The sequence below is a fragment of the Clostridium sp. OS1-26 genome, from assembly GCF_030915445.1.
GTDB lineage: Bacteria > Bacillota > Clostridia > Clostridiales > Clostridiaceae > Clostridium_AM.
The window spans coordinates 2,753,948-2,778,863 of record NZ_CP133264.1; the positions used below are offsets into that span (position 1 = coordinate 2,753,948).

At 29.5% G+C, this 24,916-nt stretch carries 19 protein-coding genes; 14 read left to right on the forward strand and 5 right to left on the reverse strand.

Annotation, left to right across the window (positions count from 1 at the left end):
* Positions 1-183 precede the first annotated feature (183 nt).
* Positions 184-3,288: a PAS domain S-box protein gene (locus RCG18_RS13435; protein WP_308041763.1), complete on the forward strand. Its 3,105-nt coding sequence runs from the start codon at positions 184-186 to the stop codon at positions 3,286-3,288.
* Positions 3,288-4,244 (forward strand): diguanylate cyclase, encoded by a 957-nt coding sequence (locus tag RCG18_RS13440; protein ID WP_308041764.1) that lies wholly within the window; start codon positions 3,288-3,290, stop codon positions 4,242-4,244. Before RCG18_RS13435 ends, RCG18_RS13440 begins: the two co-directional genes overlap by 1 nt.
* A gap of 16 nt (positions 4,245-4,260) precedes the next feature.
* On the opposite strand, the gene RCG18_RS13445 is transcribed toward RCG18_RS13440, so the two are convergent.
* Positions 4,261-5,454, reverse strand: coding sequence for a DEAD/DEAH box helicase (locus RCG18_RS13445; RefSeq protein ID WP_308041765.1), 1,194 nt, complete (start codon positions 5,452-5,454; stop codon positions 4,261-4,263).
* Between the two features lie 206 nt (positions 5,455-5,660).
* Positions 5,661-6,149, reverse strand: coding sequence for a ferritin family protein (locus RCG18_RS13450; protein ID WP_308041766.1), 489 nt, complete (start codon positions 6,147-6,149; stop codon positions 5,661-5,663).
* Positions 6,150-6,426: 277 nt separating this feature from the next.
* Between RCG18_RS13450 and RCG18_RS13455 the strand changes: the two genes are divergently transcribed.
* Positions 6,427-8,124, forward strand: coding sequence for a methyl-accepting chemotaxis protein (locus RCG18_RS13455; protein WP_308041767.1), 1,698 nt, complete (start codon positions 6,427-6,429; stop codon positions 8,122-8,124).
* Positions 8,125-8,550: 426 nt separating this feature from the next.
* On the opposite strand, the gene RCG18_RS13460 is transcribed toward RCG18_RS13455, so the two are convergent.
* On the reverse strand, positions 8,551-9,045 hold the full coding sequence (locus RCG18_RS13460; protein ID WP_308041768.1) for a hypothetical protein: 495 nt from the start codon (positions 9,043-9,045) through the stop codon (positions 8,551-8,553).
* A gap of 337 nt (positions 9,046-9,382) precedes the next feature.
* Here RCG18_RS13460 and RCG18_RS13465 point away from each other — a divergent pair, with 337 nt between their 5' ends.
* The 7 genes from RCG18_RS13465 to RCG18_RS13495 all read left to right on the forward strand — a co-directional run bounded on the left by RCG18_RS13465 (position 9,383) and on the right by RCG18_RS13495 (position 17,999).
* Positions 9,383-10,564, forward strand: coding sequence for a peptidase S41 (locus tag RCG18_RS13465; RefSeq protein ID WP_308041769.1), 1,182 nt, complete (start codon positions 9,383-9,385; stop codon positions 10,562-10,564).
* Between the two features lie 114 nt (positions 10,565-10,678).
* Complete coding sequence (locus RCG18_RS13470) at positions 10,679-11,773, forward strand: GerAB/ArcD/ProY family transporter (protein WP_308041770.1); 1,095 nt, start codon at positions 10,679-10,681, stop codon at positions 11,771-11,773.
* Positions 11,754-12,896 carry a Ger(x)C family spore germination protein gene (locus RCG18_RS13475; RefSeq protein ID WP_308041771.1) on the forward strand — a complete coding sequence of 381 codons (1,143 nt, stop codon included), beginning with the start codon at positions 11,754-11,756 and terminating at the stop codon, positions 12,894-12,896. The genes RCG18_RS13470 and RCG18_RS13475 overlap by 20 nt, the downstream gene beginning before the upstream one ends.
* A 12-nt stretch (positions 12,897-12,908) precedes the next feature.
* Complete coding sequence (locus RCG18_RS13480; RefSeq protein ID WP_308041772.1) at positions 12,909-14,339, forward strand: spore germination protein; 1,431 nt, start codon at positions 12,909-12,911, stop codon at positions 14,337-14,339.
* 95 nt (positions 14,340-14,434) lie between these two features.
* Positions 14,435-15,121: a response regulator transcription factor gene (locus RCG18_RS13485; RefSeq protein WP_308041773.1), complete on the forward strand. Its 687-nt coding sequence runs from the start codon at positions 14,435-14,437 to the stop codon at positions 15,119-15,121.
* Positions 15,122-15,125: 4 nt separating this feature from the next.
* Positions 15,126-16,559: a HAMP domain-containing sensor histidine kinase gene (locus RCG18_RS13490; RefSeq protein ID WP_308041774.1), complete on the forward strand. Its 1,434-nt coding sequence runs from the start codon at positions 15,126-15,128 to the stop codon at positions 16,557-16,559.
* Between the two features lie 132 nt (positions 16,560-16,691).
* Positions 16,692-17,999 (forward strand): hypothetical protein, encoded by a 1,308-nt coding sequence (locus RCG18_RS13495; RefSeq protein WP_308041775.1) that lies wholly within the window; start codon positions 16,692-16,694, stop codon positions 17,997-17,999.
* A gap of 223 nt (positions 18,000-18,222) precedes the next feature.
* On the opposite strand, the gene RCG18_RS13500 is transcribed toward RCG18_RS13495, so the two are convergent.
* Entirely contained in the window at positions 18,223-19,497 is a 1,275-nt protein-coding gene (locus tag RCG18_RS13500; RefSeq protein ID WP_308041776.1) for a dicarboxylate/amino acid:cation symporter, read from the reverse strand.
* Positions 19,498-19,723: 226 nt separating this feature from the next.
* Here RCG18_RS13500 and RCG18_RS13505 point away from each other — a divergent pair, with 226 nt between their 5' ends.
* The 3 genes from RCG18_RS13505 to RCG18_RS13515 all read left to right on the forward strand — a co-directional run bounded on the left by RCG18_RS13505 (position 19,724) and on the right by RCG18_RS13515 (position 23,386).
* A complete protein-coding gene (locus RCG18_RS13505; RefSeq protein WP_308041777.1) occupies positions 19,724-20,392 on the forward strand; it encodes an NAD(P)/FAD-dependent oxidoreductase in 669 nt (222 codons plus the stop codon).
* 208 nt (positions 20,393-20,600) lie between these two features.
* A complete protein-coding gene (locus tag RCG18_RS13510; protein WP_308041778.1) occupies positions 20,601-21,140 on the forward strand; it encodes a histidine phosphatase family protein in 540 nt (179 codons plus the stop codon).
* 173 nt (positions 21,141-21,313) lie between these two features.
* Positions 21,314-23,386 carry a methyl-accepting chemotaxis protein gene (locus RCG18_RS13515; protein ID WP_308041779.1) on the forward strand — a complete coding sequence of 691 codons (2,073 nt, stop codon included), beginning with the start codon at positions 21,314-21,316 and terminating at the stop codon, positions 23,384-23,386.
* 29 nt (positions 23,387-23,415) lie between these two features.
* Here RCG18_RS13515 and RCG18_RS13520 read toward each other — a convergent pair whose 3' ends face one another.
* Positions 23,416-23,763: a CGGC domain-containing protein gene (locus tag RCG18_RS13520; protein WP_308041780.1), complete on the reverse strand. Its 348-nt coding sequence runs from the start codon at positions 23,761-23,763 to the stop codon at positions 23,416-23,418.
* A gap of 220 nt (positions 23,764-23,983) precedes the next feature.
* Here RCG18_RS13520 and RCG18_RS13525 point away from each other — a divergent pair, with 220 nt between their 5' ends.
* Positions 23,984-24,823, forward strand: coding sequence for a methyl-accepting chemotaxis protein (locus RCG18_RS13525; protein WP_308041781.1), 840 nt, complete (start codon positions 23,984-23,986; stop codon positions 24,821-24,823).
* Positions 24,824-24,916: the final 93 nt, after the last annotated feature.

Here is a 24,916-nt window from a genome sequence, read left to right on the forward strand (position 1 = left end):
ATTTTAATATCTAATAGATAGGTATACTATAATATTTTTTAATAACAAATATTCATATATATAATAAAATTGTTGATTTATATCAAAATTGGAGTTATTGTTTAATATATATAGATAATTTGTGATATTAGAATTATTTAAAACTTGCAAGAACCTATTGGAAGATATCGATGAGGTGATAATATGAAAAAAAGCGATATTTTTAATGAACAAGGTAAACGTAAGTGTGAATGTACTTTCGGTAAGATATTTAGATTAAATCCCAATCTAATAGCTATCTCTGCATATGAAGATGGAAGAATTTTAGAGTGCAATGAGGCATTTTTAGATAGCTTTGGATATAAAAAAACAGATATTATAGGGAGAACAGCCTTAGAATTAGGCATATGGATTAACAAAGAAGATAGATTAAGATATATTGATGCTCTTAGAGAAAGCGAAAGTATAAAAGATTTAGAAATAAATATTAGAGTTAAATCAGGTGAAATAAGAAGTTATTCGGTTGTATCACAAATTATTGAGACAGATGGAGTGAAGTGCATACTCGATTTTTTTAAAGATATTACAGAAAAAAATGCTGCTGAAAAGGAGCTTTTAAAAAGTGAAAGAGAGTTTAGAGGGATATTTGAACAAGCAGCTGTTGGTATTTGCTACTTATCATTAGAAGGCAGGTTTATCAAAACCAACAATAAGTTTTGCCAGATAGTAGGATATACAAAAGAAGAACTCACAGATATGAACTTTAAACAAATTACTCATCCAGAGGATTTAGAAAAGGACTTAAAACTTTATTACAAAACATTAAATAACGAGTTGGATACTTATACTATAGAAAAAAGATATGTAAGAAAAGATTTTTCAATAGTGTGGGTAAGCTTAACGGTATCATTATCTCTTGATGAAAATTTAAAGCCTCAATATCGTATTGGAGCTGTTATAGATATTACAGAAAAAAAATTACAAGATGAAGCAATAAAAAAGCTGAATGAGGAATTGGAAAAGAGAGTAGAAGAAAGAACAAAAGAGCTTCAAAATACTCTTGATAAATTACAGAAAAGAGATACACAAAGAAGGATTGCGGAAAACCATCTTAGAGAGGCGTATACATTTAACAGAAAAGTTATCGAATGTTCTCCTATAGGTATAATGACTTATAACTCAGAAGGACAATGTGTGTCAGTAAATGATGAAGTTGTAAGAATATCCGGCGGTACCAGGGAGGAACTGCTTAAACAAAATTTTAAGTATAATGAGACTTGGAAAAAATATAATCTTTATGATGCTGCTATGAAAGCCTTAAGTACTGGAAAAGAAGAAAGAATAACTGTTAATATGGTCACTACCTTTGGAAATAAAGTATGGCTTGAATGTAGCTTTGTTCAATTTAGTATGAAAGAAGAACCTCATTTGCTATTTTTATCTAATGATATAAGCAATCAAAAGATTATGGAAAATGAAATTGCATTATTTTTCGATACAGCATTAGATATGCTATGTATATATGATTTTGACGGATATTTTAGGAGGATCAGCCCTACATGGAGCAAAACTCTAGGATGGAGTGAAGAAGAGCTATATTCAAAACCATTTATAGAATTTGTTCATAAAGAAGATAAGACTAAAACAATTGATGTTTTGAAAGAGTTAAATGCTGGAGGACAAGTAGTAAGATTTGAAAATCGATATCTGTGTAAGGATGGAACGTATAAGTGGCTTGCTTGGAATTCTTATGGATACTTAGAAAGAAGAATTATAATAGCAACAGCAAGAGATATTACAGAAAGCAAGCATACAGAAGAGATACTTAGAAACGCAAAAGAAATAGCAGAAAAAGCGGATAAGGCAAAAAGTGAATTTTTAGCAAATATGAGTCATGAAATTAGAACACCATTAAATGCTATTATTGGTTTTAGTGAAATCCTTTATTCAGAAGAAAATGATGAAAAACATAAAAATTATCTGGAATCCATAAACATTGCTGGAAATAGCCTATTGAACATTATAAATGATATTTTAGATCTATCTAAAATTGAAGCTGGAATGATGAAGCTTCAGTTGATTCCTATTAATCCAAGGAGAATACTTGAGGAAATTGAGAGGATATTTCGTATGAAGATCTCTCAAAAGGAACTACAGTTTTGCATTGAGATTGATAGTAAAATTCCAGACTCACTTCTTCTTGATGAAACAAGAATAAGGCAGGTACTTTTAAATTTAGTTGGAAATGCTGTTAAGTTTACCGAGAAAGGATATATTCGGTTATCTATGAAAAAGCATTTTTCTAGTCCAGTTTATCAGGACAAAATTAATTTAGCTATTTCTGTCGAAGATACTGGCATAGGAATACAAGAAAGTGATTTAGAAAGTATATTTGAGTCCTTTAAGCAACAACATGGACAAAATAACAGGAAATATGGAGGCACAGGACTTGGCCTTTCAATAAGTAAAAGATTAGCAGAAATGATGAATGGAAGATTAATGGTTGAAAGTGTTGTTGGCAAAGGAAGTATATTTACAATAATAATTCAGGATGTAAATGTATCAAATCTAAAGCCTATCAGTGAAAATAACAATGAAAGTCAAATTACAAAAATATTGTTTGAAAATAAAAAAGTTCTTATTGTCGATGATGTAGATTCAAATAGAATTCTTCTAAAAGAAATACTTGAAAAAGTGGGATTACAAGGTGTAATGGCACAAAATGGATTTGAGGCTTTAGATATATTATCTAAGGAAAAACCAGATTTAATTATTATGGATATTATGATGCCTGAGATGGATGGTATAGAAACCACAAAAAAAATTAAAAGTTCAAAAGATACTGCATCTATACCGATTATTGGATTAACTGCTACTGTAAAGTTTGAGGATGATAGAAGTATCGATAGTGTACAGTTTGATGGTGCTATATATAAACCAGTTACTATTTCAAGGTTACTAGAGGAAATTAAAAAATTTATTCCAAGCATTAAAGAAAAAAGTACAGACAGTGAACAATTGGTTATTAAAAATGAGAGCACACTGACTCCGTTATTAGCAAAACAATTAATGGATAGTATTTATCCATATGTTTCAAAGCTTAAAATAGCAGTAAGAGGAACTGTTGCAGAAGAGCTTTCTGAGCTACTAATTACATTGGGAGAAAAGCATAGTATAAAGTATTTATATGAAAAAGGTGTAGAATTAAGGAAGGCTGTTGAATACTTTGATATAATAAAAATTAATGAATGTGTTGTACACCTTGGATACTGGATGAATAAATTAATATATGCTGGAGGTGATATGTAATGGAAAGTCTAGATAATGCACTTGTAATGATTATAGATGATAATCCTGAAAATCTTAAATATCTTGCAAGCATAGTTAAAAAGAGTGGTTACGAATATGTAATGTCTTTAAACGGAAAGCAAGCCTTTGAATTTTTAAAAAGTGAAAAACCAGATATCATATTATTAGATATAATGATGCCGGAGATGGATGGATACGAGGTATGTCAAAAGCTAAAGAGTGATGAAAACACAAAAGATATACCAGTTATTTTTGTAACTGCAAAGACAGAAATAGATGAAATTGTTAAAGGCTTTGAGGTAGGTGGAGTTGATTATGTAACAAAACCCTTTAATTCCATTATTTTAGAATCCAGAATACGGACACATATTGAACTTAAACGATCAAAGGATAAATTAAAGAAATATATTGCTAAACTTGAAGAGACTAATACAATACTGGAAGAAGAAAAGGAACGCTCAGACTATCTTGCCAATAGAGATTATCTTACTGGAATTTTTAACAGACGCTATATGGTTGAGAGAATGAAGGAAGAACATGCTAGATTTTTAAGATATAAAGAAATATTTGCTATAGGAATATTTGATATAGATAATTTCAAGAAAATCAATGATACTTATGGACACGAATGTGGTGATTTTATACTAGTGTCCTTAACAAAGTCAATAAGTGAATCTATAAGAAAAATGGACTGCTTTGCAAGGTGGGGAGGAGAAGAATTTATTGTTATGCTTCCTAAAACCGATTTAGCAGGTGCAACAGTTTTATTTGAAAAGATTAGAGAAAAGGTGGAGAACACGACATACAGTTATAATGATTTTAATTTAAATATAACTTTTACCTGTGGAATTGCAGAAATTTCTGATGAAGAAACTATAGATAACTGTATAGTTCGTGCAGATAAGGCATTGTATAAAGGGAAAATTAGCGGAAAGAATCAAATAGTAAAGGGATAGGTATATAATTATATACCTATCTTTTTCTGCTAAAGTTGGAGCTCTTATTTGATCTAAAGGATGGGTTACTTGCTTTTGGGTCCATAATTATTCCTCTATGTATCTCTTTTGGTTCAATTGTTATCTTAAAGTTATTTTCATATTTTTTAATTATTGATTTTTCTCTCACCGTAACTAATGAAATGGCAGTTCCTGTTTTTCCTGCTCTTCCAGTTCTTCCTACTCTATGGAGATATTCTTTGGAGTCTTCAGGTAAATCTAAATTAAATATATGAGTTACATCTTTTACATCTAATCCTCTTGCTGCTAGGTCTGAAGCTACAAGAATTTGAATTTTTCCATTTCTAAAGCCTTCTAAAGCTTTCTTTCTTTCTTCTTTTGAGGCATTACCAAATATTCCATAGGCTTTAATATGGTGGTGTTGAAGTTTTAACGTAGTGAGCTGAGTTTCTTCGTTTTTGTTTATAAATACAATAGCCCTTTCAGGATTTGTAGAAGCTATAAGTTTTCTCAATAACTCAATTTTATCTCTTTGCTCTACAGTAAAATACATGTGATAAATATTTGGGTTAACTAAAGACTCTTCTTCAATTTTTATAACTTTAGGTTCTTTCATTAAATCTTTTGCTATTTTAAGTGTTTCATCATTTATAGTTGCCGAAAATATCATAAGTTGTCTGTCTCTCATTGTAGTTTTAATAACATCTTTTACTGAAGCTAAACTGTTTTGAGATAGCAGTCTGTCACCTTCATCAATAACAATAGTTTTTATAGTATGAGCACTTATTTTTCTCATTTTAATAAGCTCAAGTATTCTCCCTGTGGAACCTACAATTATGTGGGGTTTTTCTTTTAATTTTTCCACTTGTCTCTTTATGTTAACTTCTCCTATTATAGCAACAGAAGTTACCGGAACATTGGAGTTCTCAGATAATAACTTTATTTGGTTATTTATCTGCATAACTAATTCATGTGTCGGAGCCAATATAATAGCTTGCATTTCTCTTTTTGTATTATCTATCTTTTCAAATATAGGCAACAGATAAGCAAGAGTTTTTCCACTTCCAGTCTGCGATTGACCTATTACATCAATATTTTCAAGTGCATCAGGTATTATTTTTTCTTGTATGTCAGTAGGTTCAGTTATTCCTTCTTTTTTTAGTCCTTCTATCAAATTTTCATTTAATCCTAATTTATCAAAAGAGGTCATGCTATTTATCTCCTTCAGATTTAAATTTTGCCTTGTTAAAAACTCCTATAATTTTATACTTACTATCCTTGTTTGTCAAATGAATTTAAGTTGGTCAGATGAGGTTTGAAACCCCATCTGATTCAAGTTTTTACTTCATCTAAGGTTCTTAGATATTAAAAAACAAGGTTCTAATGCTAAATTCAGAGCACTAGAACCTTATATAATTAACCGTTATCTATTTCATTAAGTAATTTTGTGAAATATTCTATATGAGCTTTTTCTTCATCTATTAATTTAAATAATACTTCTTTAACTTCACCTTCTGCAATTCCTTGATACATTTTTGTATAAACTTCTACAGTAAGCTTTTCAGACTTAACGGCGTATTCTATAGCAGATTTTAAATCTTTGAAAGCATCTTCAGAAGGTTCTTTTTTATCAAATACCTTGTCTTCTATTAAAGCTCTTAGATAAGATGTTACCTCAGCATCAAAGAGATAATCATAATCTACATCTTTTTTGCTTGATAAATCATTATACAGCTTTGTAAATTGCTCTTTGTGAAGGAATTCTTGTCCTGCAGCTGCTAGTAAAAAATCCCTTATTTTTCCAGTTGTGTATTTAGCTCCGTTGGTATAGAAGCTTCTTCCTTCTTCCTCCATTAGTATAGCAATTTTTAATATTTCTAAACCATTAAAAGTATTTGATGACATTATACCCCATCCCTTCTTATAAATATGTAATCTTCAAGAATATTATAAATATTAAGTGTATGATGTAAATAATATAACATACAAGCTTTAGATAATACAAGTATAAATTTAGAGCTTATTTAAAAATATTAATTATTATTTAATAAAATGTATTTAACTCTATAGTAAGTTATGGTAAAATGTAATAAATATTAATAAATATTTGATTTAGCAATTAAGCCTTTAAGTGATAATAATTAATTTAATACAAAAGTAAGAATTTAGGAGGAAAGTATTGGTGATTAGTAGGATTAAGAATTTGAAAATAGTAAAAAGTGTATTTATGATGGCAGTTTTAGCAGTGATTTTTACATCTCTTATAGGAATAGCTGGATATATGAGCATCAATAAAATGGATAATATTACACAGTCTATGTATGATGAACGCGTTCAGCCTCTAGGAATTGGTGCAGGTATAAGAGGCGAGTTTGCTAATATGAGAATAGAGGTGCACAAAGCAATTATTAAATATGATGTAAAATATAATGAATCAATTGCAAAACATAACGATAAAATACAAAAGTATTTAGAAGACTATTCTAAAATAAATTTAGACGAAAAGGATAAGAAGCTTTTAGGTGAATTCAAAAGTAACTATGAAATATATCTAAGTGTTTGGAAAAAGTCTAATGAATATATGAGCACGGGAACAAAGATGCGAGATGAGGATTATACTCAAATGGCAAATGCAGCAGCTAAAGGTGAAAATGCACTTTTAGAGCTGAAAGAATACTACATACAGCAATCAAGTGAATTAAATATTTTAAGCAATAATATACATAAATCAACAACTAGAATATTTGTAGTATTGTTATTAGTATCAATAGTAATTTTTAGCCTTATATCCTACATTGTTATTAGAATAATTCAAAATTCAGCAAAGGAAATGAATGAAAGTATTAAAACTTTAGCAACGGGAGATTTTACTGTAAAACTAGAAACAGATAGTAAAAATGAGTTTGGGGTAATGAAAACAACATTATCAAAAATGGTTAAAGATGTATCTGAAATGATTAAAACCGTTAAAGACAATTCTAAAAGTATAAATTCTCAGGCAGAAGGATTATCCAGTATAGCTGTTGAAATGTCTGCATCCTCTGAAAATGTCACTAATGCTATACAAGATGTTGCTCAAGGAACAAATTCACAAAGTGAAGATTTAGTTGAGATGACAAATGTATTAAATAGTTTTGGAGAGCAAATTAATGAAATAGTTAACTCTATAGAAGAGGTTGGGGCCACTTCAAGCAGTATTGGTGAGATGGCTAAATATAGTAATAATGATATGAAGAGTTTAATGCAATCAATAACAAGTGTAAGTAATTCTTTTAAAGATTTAATAAACAAGGTTAATAATCTAGGAAATAATATAGAAAAGATAAATGAAATAACAAATTTAATAAACAATATTGCTGGACAAACCAATTTATTAGCTTTAAATGCTTCAATAGAAGCAGCAAGAGCAGGAGAGCAGGGAAGGGGCTTTGCAGTGGTAGCTGATGAAATTAGAAAACTTGCTGAACAAAGTAAAGCATCTTCTCAAAAAATATATATGTTGATTAATAATACTAAAAAGGATAAAGAAGCCATGGTGGAAACTACTGAAATAATGAACAGTGAGTTAAATAATCAGATGAATGTAATAGATAACACAATAAATTCTTTTAAGAAAATAGTAAATACCTTAAATGAGGTTAATCCTAGAATCAAAGCCATCAACACGTTTGCATTAGATATAAATTCAGAGAAGAATTCAATATTGCAAAAGATAGAACAAGCATCTGCTGTTTCAGAGGAAGTTTCTGCATCTTCTGAACAAATAGTGGCTTCGGCACAAGAACTAAACGCTTCTACAGAAGAGGTTGCATCAACTTCCGAAAGATTGAGTAATATGACAAAGAAAATGACAGAACAAGTTAGCAAATTTAAATTGTAACCAATAAAAAAGCTATCAATGGTTTTAGACATTGATAGCTTTTAATTAGATATTATTAATCTAGACATTCGATTAGACACTCTTCAATAACATCTTCTGTAATTATAAACATTTCTAAAAAGTTCATTTTAATACCTCCTAATAATACGACTTAATAGAATTGTCGCAATAAATACTATAATGGTAGTATTATTAGTACGAAAACCAACGAAATTTTAAAAATTAGGGACTAAATTAGAAGATGGAGTTTGAAGATTCTCAGAATTGCCAGCCAAGATATTCGATCATTTTTCTAATTTTATATAACTCTAATATTTGAAACAAATTTGATTTTGCAAATGTACCTTGCAACTATTCTATAAAACAAATTAATTTTACCGTAGATATATAATTATAACATATTCTAAAAAAAATACAAGTCAATTACTAATTTCTTTCGCGGGAAATCATTTCCTTTATGATATTTAGATATGATTCAGACACATCAGGAAATACTGTCAGCATAGTATCTATAACGTAATCGATATTGCTATCATCTACTTTTTTAGCTCTGTTATCATTGTCTAAAATCATACCTTCGCTATCTAGGTTGCCATATATAACAGCTACAATTGGAGATTGCATAACCGTATCATTTTCTATACACCTCTCTGAGTAGTATAATGCTCCATCCATAACTATAAGTTGTCCATACACATATTCTTTTTGGGACGTACTGTTATTATGGTCATTATCAAAAGCATATTGTGTATGCTCTACGTGCTTAATATCAAGTCTATAACTATCTTCTTTTCTTGTTAAAACACACCTTACTTCTAGCTCAAGCAGTCTTTTTTTCATATGTTTAGAGAAGTTTTCGCCAAATTCATTAATAAACATCTTCATTGATATTGTTTTTTTCATTTTATAATTTTTTTTCATTATAAATAATCTCCTTTGTAATGTGATATTTTAAAAACTACAAATATTACCGTTGAATAAAAAGCCACCTTTGGAAAGGTGGCAGAACGATTACTGCTTATATATTAAAGTTTAATATATTACATTATGTAATAATTATGTTTTATAAACAATTCTTATATTATATCATTAAATTTTGCGAAAATCAAGAAAATTATTACGATTCCCTTGATAAAGCTTCGAAAACAATTAATATTTAGTTTACAACTATAAAGCCTATATGAAATAATCTTATATCTAGAGTTATTTTATGTTAATATTAGAATAAATATTAACTATAATAGCGAGGGAAAAGCACATGGTTTTAAGTAGAAATGACAAATGGATAGAAGATATTGATTTGCTAGCTTTAGAACTTCCTAATAGGCATAAAAATTTATTTTTCAATAAATCAAAGGAAGAGTTTTTAAAAGAAATAAAAGAATTAAAGAAAAAAATTAAAAATTTAGATGAGTACGAAATCAGAGTGAATTTAGCTAAAATAGTTGCGGATATAAATGATGCTCATACCGGCATTATGCTACCTGTTAATTTTCTTTGCCCTATAGAACTATATTGGTTTAAAGATGGAATATATACAATATCAACCATTGAAAAATATAAACATATAGAAAATTGTAAGATAGTTAAAGTTAATGGTATGGACATAAAAGAAGTTATCAAAGTTTTAAGTTCTATTGTTTCCTATGAAAATGAGGCATTGTGTAAAGCTCAACTTCCTAAATATTTTCCTGCTATTGAGCTTTTATATGGATTAGAAATTATTGATACAGTTGATAGCTTGGAGTTGACTATTGAGGATAGAAATAAAAAAATAAAAAACATAGAAATTGAGTCCTTACCAATAAGAGAAGTAAGTAAGACGATTAAAGAAAGCAAAAAGTCTATGTTAAAGGATAATAGCTTACCTCTTTATAGAAAGAACTTTGATAAATATTATTGGTATGAATACATGGAAGAGTTTAAGGTTGTTTATTTTAAATATAATGCCTGCAAAGAGATGGAAGATAAAAGTGTTTTTAATTTTGGTAAAGAGCTAATAAAATTTATTAATGAAAATCAAGTTGATAAACTTGTTATAGACTTACGTAACAATTCTGGAGGTAACTCTACCTTACTAGAGCCATTTATTGAGGATCTAAAAGCTTGCGATAAAATAAATAAAAAGGGTAATCTCTTTGTAATAGTAGGCCGTGAAACTTTTTCTTCCGCTTTATTAAATGTATTCTCACTACAGGAATATACTAATGCTATATTTTTAGGAGAGGCTACAGGGGGCAAACCTAATTGCTATGGAGAGGTAGAGAGATTTACACTAAAAAATTCTGGCTTAACAGTGTGCTATTCTACTAAATACTATAAGATTATTGAAGACGATAATTTACCAAGCTTTTATCCAGAGGTAAGTTTAGATTTAACTATAGAAGATTATATTAAGAATGAAGATCCTTTCTTAGATTATGTTTTAAAGTTCAAATAAAAAGGCAAGGAAAGTGGACGTTATACGTCTAGCTGACCTTGTCTAAAATTTTGTATAAATATAATGTAATTAAGTGGATATCATATTAGTATATAACCTGCAGGAGGAAAATACATGAATAAAAGCTTTACAAACAGGCAGATTTCTTTCATATTATACTGTACAATTGTTGGATATGGAGTTATTGACCTACCTAAGCTTGCAGCAGAGAACGGTGGAACAGGCAGTTGGTTTTCACTGCTTATTTTAACAATTTTCTTTATTATAATTACTTATATAATTACATATCTTCAATATATTTATGAAGGCAAAACAATTTATGAATATAGTCAGCAGCTGGTAGGTAAATTAATTACATATATATTTTCAATTATATACATAGTATATTTTTTTATAAACTTCTCTATGATAACAAGAATATATGCTGAAGCTATAAAACTGATTATTCTTAATAAGACCCCTGTAATGGTTATATGTTTTGTATTTTATATGGTTGTATTTTATGCCTTAAGAAAGGGAATCAATGTTATTGCAAGAGTTTGTGAGATATATGGAGTTTTAAATATACTTGGATTTATGGTTATCAATTCATTTTTGATTACAAATGGAAAGCTTGTTAATGTACGTCCACTATTTGTTATGCAAGATTTAATGATATATTTAAAGGGAATGTTCAAAATTATTTTTGTATTTTTAGGAATGGAGATGCTTATGCTTTTGCCTGTCAGCAGAACAGCTAATAAAAAGATATTTAAATATACTACACTAATCATAGCTATTACAGGAATTGTGTATATTTATATATTTGAATCTACAATATCGGTAGTGGGAGTAGATGCAGTTATACATTATAGGACAGCTTTACTTGATATTGTAAGAGGTGTTGACATATATTATCTTGAATTTTTTAGAAGACTTGATGGAATATATATAATTTATTGGTCAATGAACATATTTTGCGCTACATGCCTATGGGGATATGGAACAATTACTTTTACAAGTAAAATACTTAAAAATATAAAATATAACTATATTTTAGTAGGTATAACTCTTATAGCATTTATAGCAGCTCAAATACCAAAAACAAAGGAGGGGGTAGAAGAGATTATTAAATATAATGCTTATTTGGGATCTATAACAGCTATAATAATACCAATTATTTTATTTGTAATTACAAAGGTGAAAAAATATGATAAAAAGATACAATAAGGTAATAATTACATTACTGTTACCATTATATTTAACAGGATGTTGGGATTATAAGGACATTAATAAAAGGAGTATTGACCTTTCTATAGGAGTAGACAATGTAGAAGATCAAATAGAGTTTACTGGCGAAATTGCAAAGCTTACGTCTAGTAATACCCAAGGAAGGAGTATGTTACAGATTGTAGATGTATATAAGTATAGAACTCTAGGAAAGCACTTTGAAGAGTCAAACGCTGACTATAATATTAAAGTTCCTTTTCCAAATTTTTCAGGAGCAGCAAGGGTAATTGCCTTTAGTAAAAAGTATGTTGAAAAAAAAGGCATAGAATCTTATATAAATAGAGCTTATTTTACTATATGGCTTAGAAATTCTGTGCCCGTAGTAATATGCAAAGAGTCAGCAAATGAATTGTTTACAGGTAAAATTGAAAACGATATATCTATAGGCTATGGAATAGAAGATACAATTAGATATTTAAATGAAACTGGAGCAACGTTATATAAAACAGTACAAGACATACAAACAGATATTCAATTCGGAAACATAGGATTTTTACTTCCCTATATTACTAAGGAGGATAATAAAAATATTAAATATTTAGGTTTTGCAGCAATGAAAGATTCAAAGTTAATTGACATTATAGATTATAAAAAAAGTACAGGATTTTTATATCTAGTAGCAAAAAAAACAACTGTGGAACGTGTTATTCCGCATCCTAAAAATGAAAAGAATTTAGTTTCTGTTAAGTCTGTTCTTGGAAAAAGATCTATAAGAACAAAGTATGAAGATAACAAAATCAATATATATATAGATTTAAAATTAAATGCACAAATTCAATATGAATATAGCATAGAACCTTTAAGTAAAGTTGAAATAAACAAAATAGAAGACACAGTTTCCAATATGGCAAAAGAAGAGGTTATGTATGCAATCAATCGTTCACAAAATGAAATGCATTGCGACGTATTCGGATTTGCCAAATATTTTAGGGCTAAATATCCAATAGAATACAAAAGGATGAATTGGAAAGAGGAATATCAAAAAGCAAATTTTCATGTCAATGTAAAAACAACTATAAAAAATACAACTATATTAGATCCAAATGGCAAAAAACCAGACTAAAGGAAGGTTAATATGATTGAGCAAGGCAATTATAGCAATAAGATTGAAGAGTTAACGAAAAATATCACTGGATTAATTGCAAGAAAATTAGTTGTTAAAAGTAAAGAGATTTATATATTATATATTCCTCAGATAACAAACAGAGATGGCTTATCTGAAAATATTATAAAGCCATTATTACAATATGATGGGTCACAAACACTGACAGCAGAATTAATAATAAGCTCAATTATCTATATAGATAATGTTTTTTCAGAAGAGGATGAAAATAAAATAATAAATTATATTGTAGCAGGAAAGTCCATTATTCTTATATCTGGAGAATGTAGATATATAGTGGCAAATACATTAAAAATAGAAAAGAGAAATATTCAATCTCCAGAAATAGAATCAGGAATTAGATCACCTAAAGATGCCTTTAATGAGAATTTAGACTCAAATTTGTCCCTGATACGTTATAGAATAAAAGATCCATCCTTAAAAATAGATTATTACATTATTGGAAGAAGAACAAAAACTCCTGTTGCAGTAATTTATTTAGAGGATGTTGCAAATTCTGCATATGTTTCGGAAATTAAAAAAAGATTATCAGAAATAGATATTGACGGTGTTTTAGAGTCAGGATATATACAAAGGTTTTTATCAGATAAAAGTGGCTTGTTGTTTCCGCAAATAGGAATTAGTGAAAGATCAGATACAGCCTGTGCAAATATATTAGAAGGAAAGGTTTGCATAGTAGTAGAAGGAAGCAATTTATCATTAATAGCGCCTAAAAACTTTATTGAATTTTTAGATGCTGGTGATGATCACTATGGTAACTCTTATGCAGGAATACTTTTTAAATTTTTGAGATTTTCATCTTTAATAATAGCACTAACGCTATCATCTATATATGTTGTTTTAGTTGCTTTCCATCCTGACATCCTCCCAGCACACTATATTTTAGCAATTGCAACTTCTAGAGTAGGAGTACCTGTAAATGCTGTGACAGAATCTATAATAATGGAATCAATATTAGAACTGCTAAGAGAAGCAAATCTAAGGCTTCCAAAGCAAATAGGTTCCTCTATAAGTATAGTTGGAACTATTGTTATTGGTCAGGCAGCAGTTTTTGCAGGTCTTGTAAGCCCTCTTATGGTAATAATTGTAGCACTATCTTCTATGGCATCCTTTGCTGTTACAGATTATACTGTCATGAACCCCATAAGAATATTAAAGTTTTTTATGATTGTTCTTTCAGGAATGTTTGGTTTATTTGGCTTTATTATGGGATTAACTCTTGTAGTAATAAAAATAACATCCATTGAAAACTTTGGAATACCATATACTGCACCTGTAACTCCTTTCAGTTTTAAGGATTTAAAAGACCATATTATGAGTGAACCAACAAAAGATAATGATAGACCAAGGTTTTTGTATCTAAAGAATAAAAAGAGAAAGTAAATTATAGGAGTATCTTTATCCTATGGGAATTATATGATAAAGTGTTATAATTATGTACATGAGTTCAATACATTAGCCATTAAGGGGGATGAATTGTGAATTTTAGAGTATTTGTTATTGAAGATGAATTTTCTATAAATGATATATTAACTTTTTCTTTGAAAGGAGAAGGCTACGATGTAAAAGGGGCTTTTTCCTCAAAGGAAGCAAGAGAACTTCTGGAGCATTTTAAGCCTCATATAGTATTGCTGGATATTAACTTACCGGATGAAAGTGGTTTTGAACTTTGCAAATTTATTAATGCTAATCACAGAATTCCAATAATCATGCTTACAGCAAGAAATGATGTTATAGATAAAATACTTGGGTTAGAACTTGGAGCAGATGATTATATAACAAAACCATTTCATATAAAAGAAGTTTTAGCACGGGTGAAAGTAGCTTTAAGAAGAGTTGATAAATATAAGAACTATGATGAAGAGGGGAATTTCATACAGTTAAATACAGATGTGAAAATTAATTTAGAGAAAAGGATGATAATTAAAAATGAAGAAGAGGTTAAGCTTAAGCCTAAAGAATATGATTTACTGGCATTCTTTATAAAAAATAGAAACAGAGTTTTTTCAAGGGAAGAAATTTTAGATAGAGTTTGGGGAATGGATTATGATGGTGAGATTAGAACCGTTGATATTCATGTAAGAAGATTGAGAGCAAAGCTAAATCTAGAAAGTGGACAATCATTTATTGAAACAGTTTTTGGAGTAGGATATGTTATGAGGTAATATTATGAAAAATAGTGTAAGATTCAAATTTATACTGGGATTATCAATGATATTTATAATTTCTGCCGTTGCTTTAAATCTTTTAATTAGACAAGTCTTTGAAACTAATTTAGAAAATACTATAAAAAGCTCTATGAAGGATACAATGAAAAATTCAAGAGAGTACCTTCGTTATAATATGAAATCTAAGGATTCATATGAGAATGAAAAAAGCTTTTATGCTCGCATGAGGAATTTACTTAATAATTCTGTGCTTACTTATAATTATGAGTTTGAAATAAGAAACCCTAGTGGAAAGGTAATGGAAAGCAATATGAGTTTAGATTCTAATGAATTAACAGAGAAAGGAGCGAAGTCAGCGCTTAAAGGAGAAGCTGTAATAAATCTAAAATACAATAGTGATAATGTTCAGGCAGTTTTATCCTATCCTTTATATTATGAAGACAAGTGCTTGGGAATAATTAATATAAGCCAAAATTATAATAATATGTATTTAGAAAACAAAAGGATTGTAGATGTTATTACAGTAATTGAATTTGCAGTTTTTATAGTTATATTTATAATATCATATTTATTTACATCTAAAATAATAAGACCTATTATAGTTTTAACAAAACAAGTAAAGAAAATTGAAGATGGAGACTATGAAATAGATTTAAATGTTAAAAGTAAGGATGAAATAGGAATACTACTGAACGAGTTCATGAATATGAAGGACAAAATAAAAAATCAAATTCAAACAATAAGTATGGAAAAAGATAAGGTGTTAAGGCTGGAAAAGGGAAGAAGGGAATTTTTCAATAATGTAACACATGAACTAAAAACTCCACTGACAGCTATTTCTGGTTATGCTCAAATATTGCTAGATAAAGAGGTAGAAGATGAAGAGTTTAAGAATAGAGCAGTACAGCGAATTTATTTAGAGAGCGAAAGACTTCATAGCTTAGTTTTGGATTTAATTAATGTTTCTAAAGGATTAAGTTTTTTTCAAGAAGATAAGAAAAATATTGAAATGAAAAGTCTCTTAGAGGATATATGTAATGATATGAGTATTAAGGCAAAAAAGTATTCAATTGATATACTGGCAAATATTGAAGAAGGATTTATAATTGGGCAAGAAAATAAGATAAAGCAGCTCATAATAAATTTATTAGATAATGCTATTAAGTACTCTTTCTCAGAAGAAAGTATCAATATAAATACATTTAATGAGGATAAAACTTATACAATACAAATTTTAAATAGAAGTAATCCAATACCCTGTGATATTTATAATTCTATTTTTGAGCCTTTTGTAAAAGGAAACAATACAGTTGAAGCTGGAAGTAGTGGATTGGGGTTATACATATGTAGTGAAATAGTTAAGGAGCATAGTGGACAAATATTTATTGAAAATGGTAATGAAGTAAAGGTAACAGTAAAAATTCCTTCTCTTTAAATTATGAAGTTTAAATTTTTAGTTGGAAACAAGTTGGAAATAAGTTGTGCAAATTTGGAAAACATTAAGTGATATTATTTAGTTAAGGAAAATTTAAACTTCAAATATATGATTTAGAAAGGGGAAGAGAATATGATAAAAACAAACATGAAAAGAATAGCACTAATATTAGCTTTAATAGTTTCAATACCAGTAACTTTTACAGCCTGTGGTGAAAAACAAAAAGAAATTAAGTTAGCTACTGATGTTAAACAAGAAGTGAAAGATGAAGAAAAAAATGCCAATAAATTGGTGAAAATAAAAGATTTAGATATAGGTAACATGATGTATGTACCTATATGTTGGAAAGATGATGAAAATATTGTAGTTACAGAAGGCAGCGAAAAAAATAAAAATGCAATAGATTTTAAAAGTGTCCATATAGATGATATAAATGTCTATAACATTAATATTAAAACTTCAAAAGTAGACAAAATTAATACAATAAAAGATGCACTCTGTGGAGAAGTAGGGGAAAAGGACATGTATGGAAGTTTTCTCTATATAAAAGATAAGAAACTTTGGATGTACAATACAATAGAAAATACTCAAAAATCAATATATGACTTATCAGACATAATTAAAGAACAAAAAGAAAGTTTAAAAATTACAGATGATAAAGAATTATTAAAAAGAATACACTGTGGCTTTGTGTTTGGAAGTGATAAATATGTGTATGTTATGGCAGATATAAATGGCACTGATTGTAGTATGAGAGTTATTGATACAAAAACAGGAGCTGTAACTAGAGGACTCGTTAATTCAGGATATTTTCCTTATTTAGATAATGTACGTGGAAATTATTCATGGGTATACAATAAAAACAATGATAGTTTTTATATAACTTCAATTTTTTATAATGTTATATACAAATGTAAGTTTGGAGAAAGTACTAGCCTTAAAAAAATTAAAACCGTAGGAGGACAAATATTTGACATATCAGAGGATGGAAATGAGATATATTTAAATAGCATGTATAAAAAAGGTGAAAAAAGTATTGTAAAATACGATATACAGAAGGATAAAGTTACAGTAATAGCAAGTGAAAATATGAACATTGGTGGTAAAAATCATATTAGTATATTTGAAGATGTTCATATTAACAATAGCAAACATTCTATAGGATATGGTGTGCAAAATGCAGTATTTGAGCCAGACAACAAGAGCTTATCTAAAATGCAAACAACATCATTCATAGGTGATTTCGATGGTAAAGAAATAAAAAATGCTAGGATGCTTCCTGTAGAGCAGCTAGACAATAAAAATTACGGTAGCTCAATTATGTTTAATAAAAAAGAAGATGGATTTATTTATACTGTTCATTATTTCGATTACAATTCGAAAGATGATGTTACTACATTGTATAAAGCAAAAAGTTATATATATCAAATAAAGCAATAATATAGGGTTACAAGGCCGAAAATTGACTTACACCCTGTGCTAAGTTTCCAAGCTTCAGTCCGTTAAGCAGAGAGCCAAAATCGTAGATTTTGTGCGAATCGCTTACTCCTCTGACGTAAGGAGGAGGAGTTTCATATAAAAGTTTTTAAATCCACCTTAAGCTTTGGAAACATATCCCTTTGTGTAAGTCAATTTTCTAATTTGTAATCCTATAATTTTTGTCTTAAGAAGATGTTTCTGCTATTTGGTTATTTCCGTCTTTAAGCCAATTTTTACCTTCTACCAATCTTGTTACCAGCATAGCACATACTGTATTTCCTGTAGAATTTAACAGTGTAGCTGGAGCGTCTATAATTGTACTTATAACAGCTATTATTGGTAAAACCTCTGGAGAAAAACCATAGACACTTATAATAAGCATCTCACCAATCATACCACCACCAGGAATAGCACCCATAACAGCGCCTACTAGGAAGGAGATACATACTATACCTAATATAGATTGTACACTATTAATGTCCTTTCCGAACAATCCAAGAAGAAATACAATTTTCATAACGCCACCAAATACAGAGCCATCTTTATGAGTATTAGCTCCAAGTGGGATTACAGTTTCAGCTATATCATTTGGAACTCCCATTTTTTTTGTGTATTCGAGATTAATTGGTATACAAGCGGCACTTGAACAAGTGGCAAGGGCTGTTACTGACGGAGCTATAGCATTTCGCCAGAAAGTCGTTACACCTTTTTTTCTACCAGATATAAATGCATATATAGTAAAGAAACCAAAGTAGTAAATAGCAGCTAAAGCCAAATATAAAATGAATACTCGGAGATATCCTTTAAGTATTTGAGTACCAAGCTGACCGATCATGGATGCAAAATAGCAACCAAGACCTATAGGTGCGTAATACATTATAATGCTAACAAATTTCATCATTACATTTGTTCCAGACTCCAGTAATGCAGCGATAGGTTTTCCTTTTTCGCCAATGACAGCTGTAGATGTACCGAACAATACTGAAAATACTATAAGTTGAAGCATATTTTTTCTTGAAAATAAAGCTGAGAAGTCAGAGACTGTAACAGTATTTACAAGCTGCTGAAGTATTCCAGGGTATTCGGAGGCTTTAGGAGCATCTGCTGATTTAGCTATAATACTTTGAATTGCAGCAGGATCCACTCCTTTAGTAGGATTGACAATTAGTGCTCCAATCAATCCAATAATTGCAGCAACAAATGCTGTACAGGTAAAAACTATGACCACACTAGCCATGATTTTCCCAAGTCTTTTCATTCCATTCATATTAGCAATAGCCGAAGAAACGCTGAAAAATACTAATGGTACTATTATCATAAACATTAAATTTATAAATAGACTACCAAAAGGCTCAAGCACCGATGCCTTCGGTCCCATAGATATCCCAATAATTCCACCTAGAATTATAGAAGATAACAGTATAATAGAAGATTTGTAGGAATTAAAAAATGATTTCATTGAAAAACTCCCCCTAAAAGTAAATTATTACGAGCTTTGTTTAAATATATTATACACTAATTTTTTGCATGGTTTATTGCTAAAAATGCTTATTATATTGCAAAAAATGCTTTACTAAAATTAAGCAATATTTTGGAGAATTGATTATAATCATAGAATATTTGAATTTAATTTGATAAAATATTAATTAAAAAATATCTATACTTTTAGATTAGGAGAGATTAGTATGAGTAGCCATTTTGGTAATTTGCAAAAAATAAGAAACGGTAAAAGAAAGTTTTCAATAACTCCATATATTCCAGGAGGATTTATAACTCCTGAAGCTCTTGAAAAAATAGCTCAAGTAACTAAAAAATTTAATGGAGTTTTAAAAATAACTTCTGGTCAGAGAATTATGATAACAAATTTAGAGGAGAGCGATTTACCAGCTATATGGGAAGAGCTAGGTATGGAACCTGCTGTAAGAAAGCAAAACTCTGTTAAAAATGTGGAGATCTGTCCAGCTGGATTCTGTAAAAGATCAAAATACAACACTATAAGTACAGGTATGAAACTAGCAAGAAAATATCAATGGATGGATATGCCTTGTAGAACTAAAATAGGTGTTGCAGGCTGCAGAAATGCCTGTGGAAGTGTATATAGCAAAGATGTAGGCGTAATAGCAGATATTACAGGCTTTATGATAGTTGTAGGAGGTTCTGCAGGGTACAATCCTAGAATGGCAGATATCATAGCAGTAGATTTAAGTGAAGAGAAGGCATTAAGATTAGTAGATATAATTTTTGACTATTATAAAGAAACTGCAGAAGATGGAGAGAAATTAGGATTTTTTATTGATAGAATTGGAATAGAAAATTTTAAAGCAGAAGTTTTAAAGAGGGCAGAACTCTTATAGATTTATAACGGAACAAGTTTTGTTCCGTTATTTTAATTTTATCTAATAAACTAGTCTTTCCTTAATTTAATCTGAAACATCTAATATATCATTGTAAAATATTGATTCAAAACTAAAGTCTAATTTAACAGCGGTTAATAGAATAAAATTTTTACATATGTAAATTATATAATAAGTAAAGCATTTTAATTTGGAATGGAGAATAGAGATGAAAATAGGTCTTATAAGGCATTTTAAAGTAAATCTAAAAAAGAGTAGCTTTATGTCATCAAAAGAATATAATAAATATGTTTCAGATTATGATGTATCAGAAGTAATACCTAATGAGATTGTTGTTGATAAGGAATGGGATAAATGCTATTGTAGTAGCCTAAGCAGAGCGATTACCACTGCTAAAACTGTATATGATGGTGAAATAATTATAACCGATAAGCTGGTAGAAATTCCATCAGCAGCGTGGAGAAACATTAGATTTAAAATACCTTATACTGTGTGGACTTTGCTGAATAGGCTTGCGTGGATTAGAAACCACGTTTCTCAGCCAGAGGGCAAAAAAACTACATTAAAAAGAGTCAATGAAATTTTGGATACAATACTAAGAGAAAAGAATAAATATATATTAATTGTAAGCCATGCTGGAACCCTTTATGAAGTACAAAAGATATTAATTAAAAAAGGATTCAAAGGGAGCTACTTTATAAAGCCTAGAAATGGTAAATTATATACTTTTGAAAATAAAAAATACTGATAAAAGATATATATAACTATTTGTCTTAAATGAAGGCAAGTAGTTTTTTTTATTAGTGAAGTTGTCATATAATAAGTTAAATAGAAGGATTTTCAAATAATATGGCGAATAAATACATAGCTGGAACTTAAAGTGAAAATAGAATTAAATGTAAGTAGACAGGGGGAGTTTACATGGGGAAAATAAAAAGTAAAATAACTGCAGCAATATTATTCTGTACATTTGTAATAGCTGTGGTAGTAAGTACTGTATCTGGATATCAATCAGGGAAGGCAATAGAAAAGGAATCTAAGGATAAGCTTTTAGCTGTAACAGAAAGCAATGCAAAGGATTTTACTACTTTAACCAGAGAGATAGAAAAAACTGTAGATTTTATATCTAATTCAGTATTATCAGACTTTGATTTATCAAAAGCTAAAAATGATGAAGGATATTTAAAACAATATGAAGATAAAATTGAGCCTATTATAAAAAAGATGGGTGAGACTACACCAGGAGTTGTTGGATCTTACATATACTTAAATCCGGAATTGAGAAACTCACTGCATTATGTGTCTTATGATGATGCAGATAGAGATGGAACTTTCAAAAGAAAAACTTCATATGTTTTAGAAAATTTTAAAGAAGATAATAAGGATATGGGATGGTACTATGGATCAGTAAAAGCTAAAAAAGGGGCATGGAGTGATATTTATGTTGATATGCATTCAAAAATTGAGATGATTTCCTATACTAAACCGGTATACGTAGACGATACACTAGTGGCGGTTGTAGGTATGGATATTTCCTTCGATCTTTTCCGTAATGCAATAAATAAAATCAAACTCTATGATACGGGCTATGCATATCTTTTATCATCGGACTATAATTTTTTAGTTCATTCTAAATTTACTAGAAAAGATAACATGGCAACAGTAGAAAATGGAACTTTAAAGAGTGTAATGGAAACGATTAAGAAGAATAAATCAGGGGTGATTGAATATAACTATGGTGGCAAAAGAATAGTTGGATATTATACTATTCCTAATGGTTATATTCTAGCTGTTAGTGTTCCTTTTAATGAGGTACTAAAAAGCTTAAGCCAAATGAGGATTTTTGTATCTATAATAGTAATTATAGGTATGGTTGTAGCGGCATTTATAGCAATGATAATTGCAAGTAGAATATCTAAGCCTCTTATGGAGGTAGTACAATTGTTAAATAAGATGTCTAATTTAGATTTAACTGATGACAAAAGATATGGACACTTGTCACAAAATAAAGATGAAATTGGAGTTATGGTTAACTCCATGCATAATATGCAAAAGTCTCTAAGAGAAATAGTGGAAAACATTAAGTTAGGATCTAAGGAAGTAGCTTCCAGTGCTGAGAATTTGTCCAGCGTATCAGAGGAGAATGTAAGTTCAATAGAATCAGTAGTAAAAGCTACGGATGAAATTGCAAAAGGTTCAGCTGACCTAGCGGTAAATATTGAGTCAGGTGCAGAAAAGTTAGATTTTTTAGCAAATGAAATAAATAGTGTGGTTGAAGGTTCTAATATAATTAAAAAACATGTTGATGAAACTAGCAGTGTAAGTAGAGATGGATTAGACTATGTTAAAGAACTAGAAATTGCAGTAAAAGGTAATGTTGAGGTAGCAGATAAAGTAGCTAAGCAAGTTAATGATTTATACAATAAGTCTGAAATAATTAGTAGAATAACAGATACTATTAAGGCTGTTACAGACCAGGTTAATCTTCTTGCTTTAAATGCAGCTATTGAAGCAGCTAGAGCTGGAGAACAGGGGAAAGGCTTTGCAGTTGTTGCAGAGGAAATCAGAAAACTTGCAAGCGAGACAGCGGCTTCTACAGAAGAAATTGATGATATAATAAAAGAATTTAAATCAAATATTAATGACACTAATCTTAAAGTAGGTGAAGCAAAGGTAGCAATTGACCAGACGACTAATGTTTCAAAAAATACAGAAAAGGCTTTTGAGATGATTGACAAGTCAGTTTCAAGCGTAATACAGCAAATTGATAGTTTAATAGAGAATATAAATACTATAGGTAAAAATAAAAATGAAGTAATAGCAGCAATGGATAGCATATCAGCTATTTCACAACAAGTAGCTGCAACTAGTCAAGAAATTTCAAGTTCTTCACAAGAGCAATCAAGCAGTATGGAAAATATAGCTCAATCTTCAAATGAACTAAGTGTTATATCTTCAAACTTAGAAGAATTAGTAGGTAAGTTCAGAACATAATTGAAGAAAAAGATAAAATGCAGAGAATGTTACTCTGCATTTTTATTTTTTCGCTCTTTACCACCGTGAGTATATCCTATTACTTCAAAATTTTTAGAAAGTGTACTTAAAAATTCGTCATACCAAGGACACTTAGATCTTATGCATGATGATAAATGAATTGTGTCCACACCAATTTCTTTCATTCTTTCAGCTCTGCTTATAACCTGATCTATTGAATCTTCACTGCATCCGTTACAGTGAACGAAGCTTAACAGTTGAGACTCATTGTCATAGTTCTCAAATGAAGCAGTTTTGTTATTAAAAGCTTTAAAACACCCTGAGCCAGAGCATCTTTTAGATACTTCAAAGCAATTTATAATACCTATTTTTTTCATCTAGTTTCTCCTTTATTGAGTGATACGCCTACATAACATAATATCATAAAAATAACTATTTCTATGTGACAACTATCACGAGCATTTAATTTAAGAAATTTAATCAATATTAAAAACCATAATTCGAATTTAATGTTTCAGTTGATTAGCATTTAATTCTAAAATATAATAAATTATATACTAAAGTGTAAATAATTTATTAACTAAAGGTGGTTTTAGAATGAAGTTAAGCGATGAAGAATATTTTTCAGCATTTAAGGTAGTATTTGATACTTTGCCAGATTTATTTACATCAGATATGGCTATTTCTCTTACAGATTTAGAAAAATTTATATTAGTAAGACAAGCTAAATCTTTTAATTTAAATGTATTTGAAGGAATGGAATTGGTAAAGGGCGGTTCATCAGAAAAGGCAATTAGAACTAAAGAAAAACAAACAGCACGATATCCAAAGGATACTTTTGGATTCCCAATTATAGCCGCTTCTATTCCACTTGTAAATAACCATACCGGAAATGTAGTAGGCACTATAACTTATGGAGTATCTCTGGAAAAGGAAAACTTGGTCGGTGAAATGGTAAATGAAATAAGAGAGTTCTCAAGTGAATTAGCAGCTTCGTCGGAGGAAATGGCTAGTTCTGCTGAAGAGTTATCTTCAAATGCTCAAAACATTAATTCAGTAATAAGCGATACCCAAACAGGTATTACTAATATGGATGATATACTAAAGTACATAAAAAGTATTGCGGATACAACTAACTTATTAGGTCTAAATGCTGCTATAGAAGCTGCGAGAGCCGGGGAGCATGGAAGGGGATTTTCTGTAGTGGCAGGTGAAATAAGAAAGTTAGCTTCAAATAGCAAGGACTCAACAGCTCAGATTAATGAAACCCTAGTTAAAATTAAAGAAAATGTAAATAGTATACTTAGTTTTTTAAATGAGTTTACTTCAACAACAGAAAATCAAGCAGCACAGGCGGAACAAATAGCAAGTAGCAGTGAAAATCTTAATGAACTTTCACTTAAGCTTTCAAGGATTGCAGAAAATCTTAGTCAGTAAAATAAAGTGAAACTTACTTCAGGTGGGGTTTTAGACTCCATCTGAAGTTTAGTTGAACGAATCCAGGGACGTAGCCGCTCTTTACCCCCACCT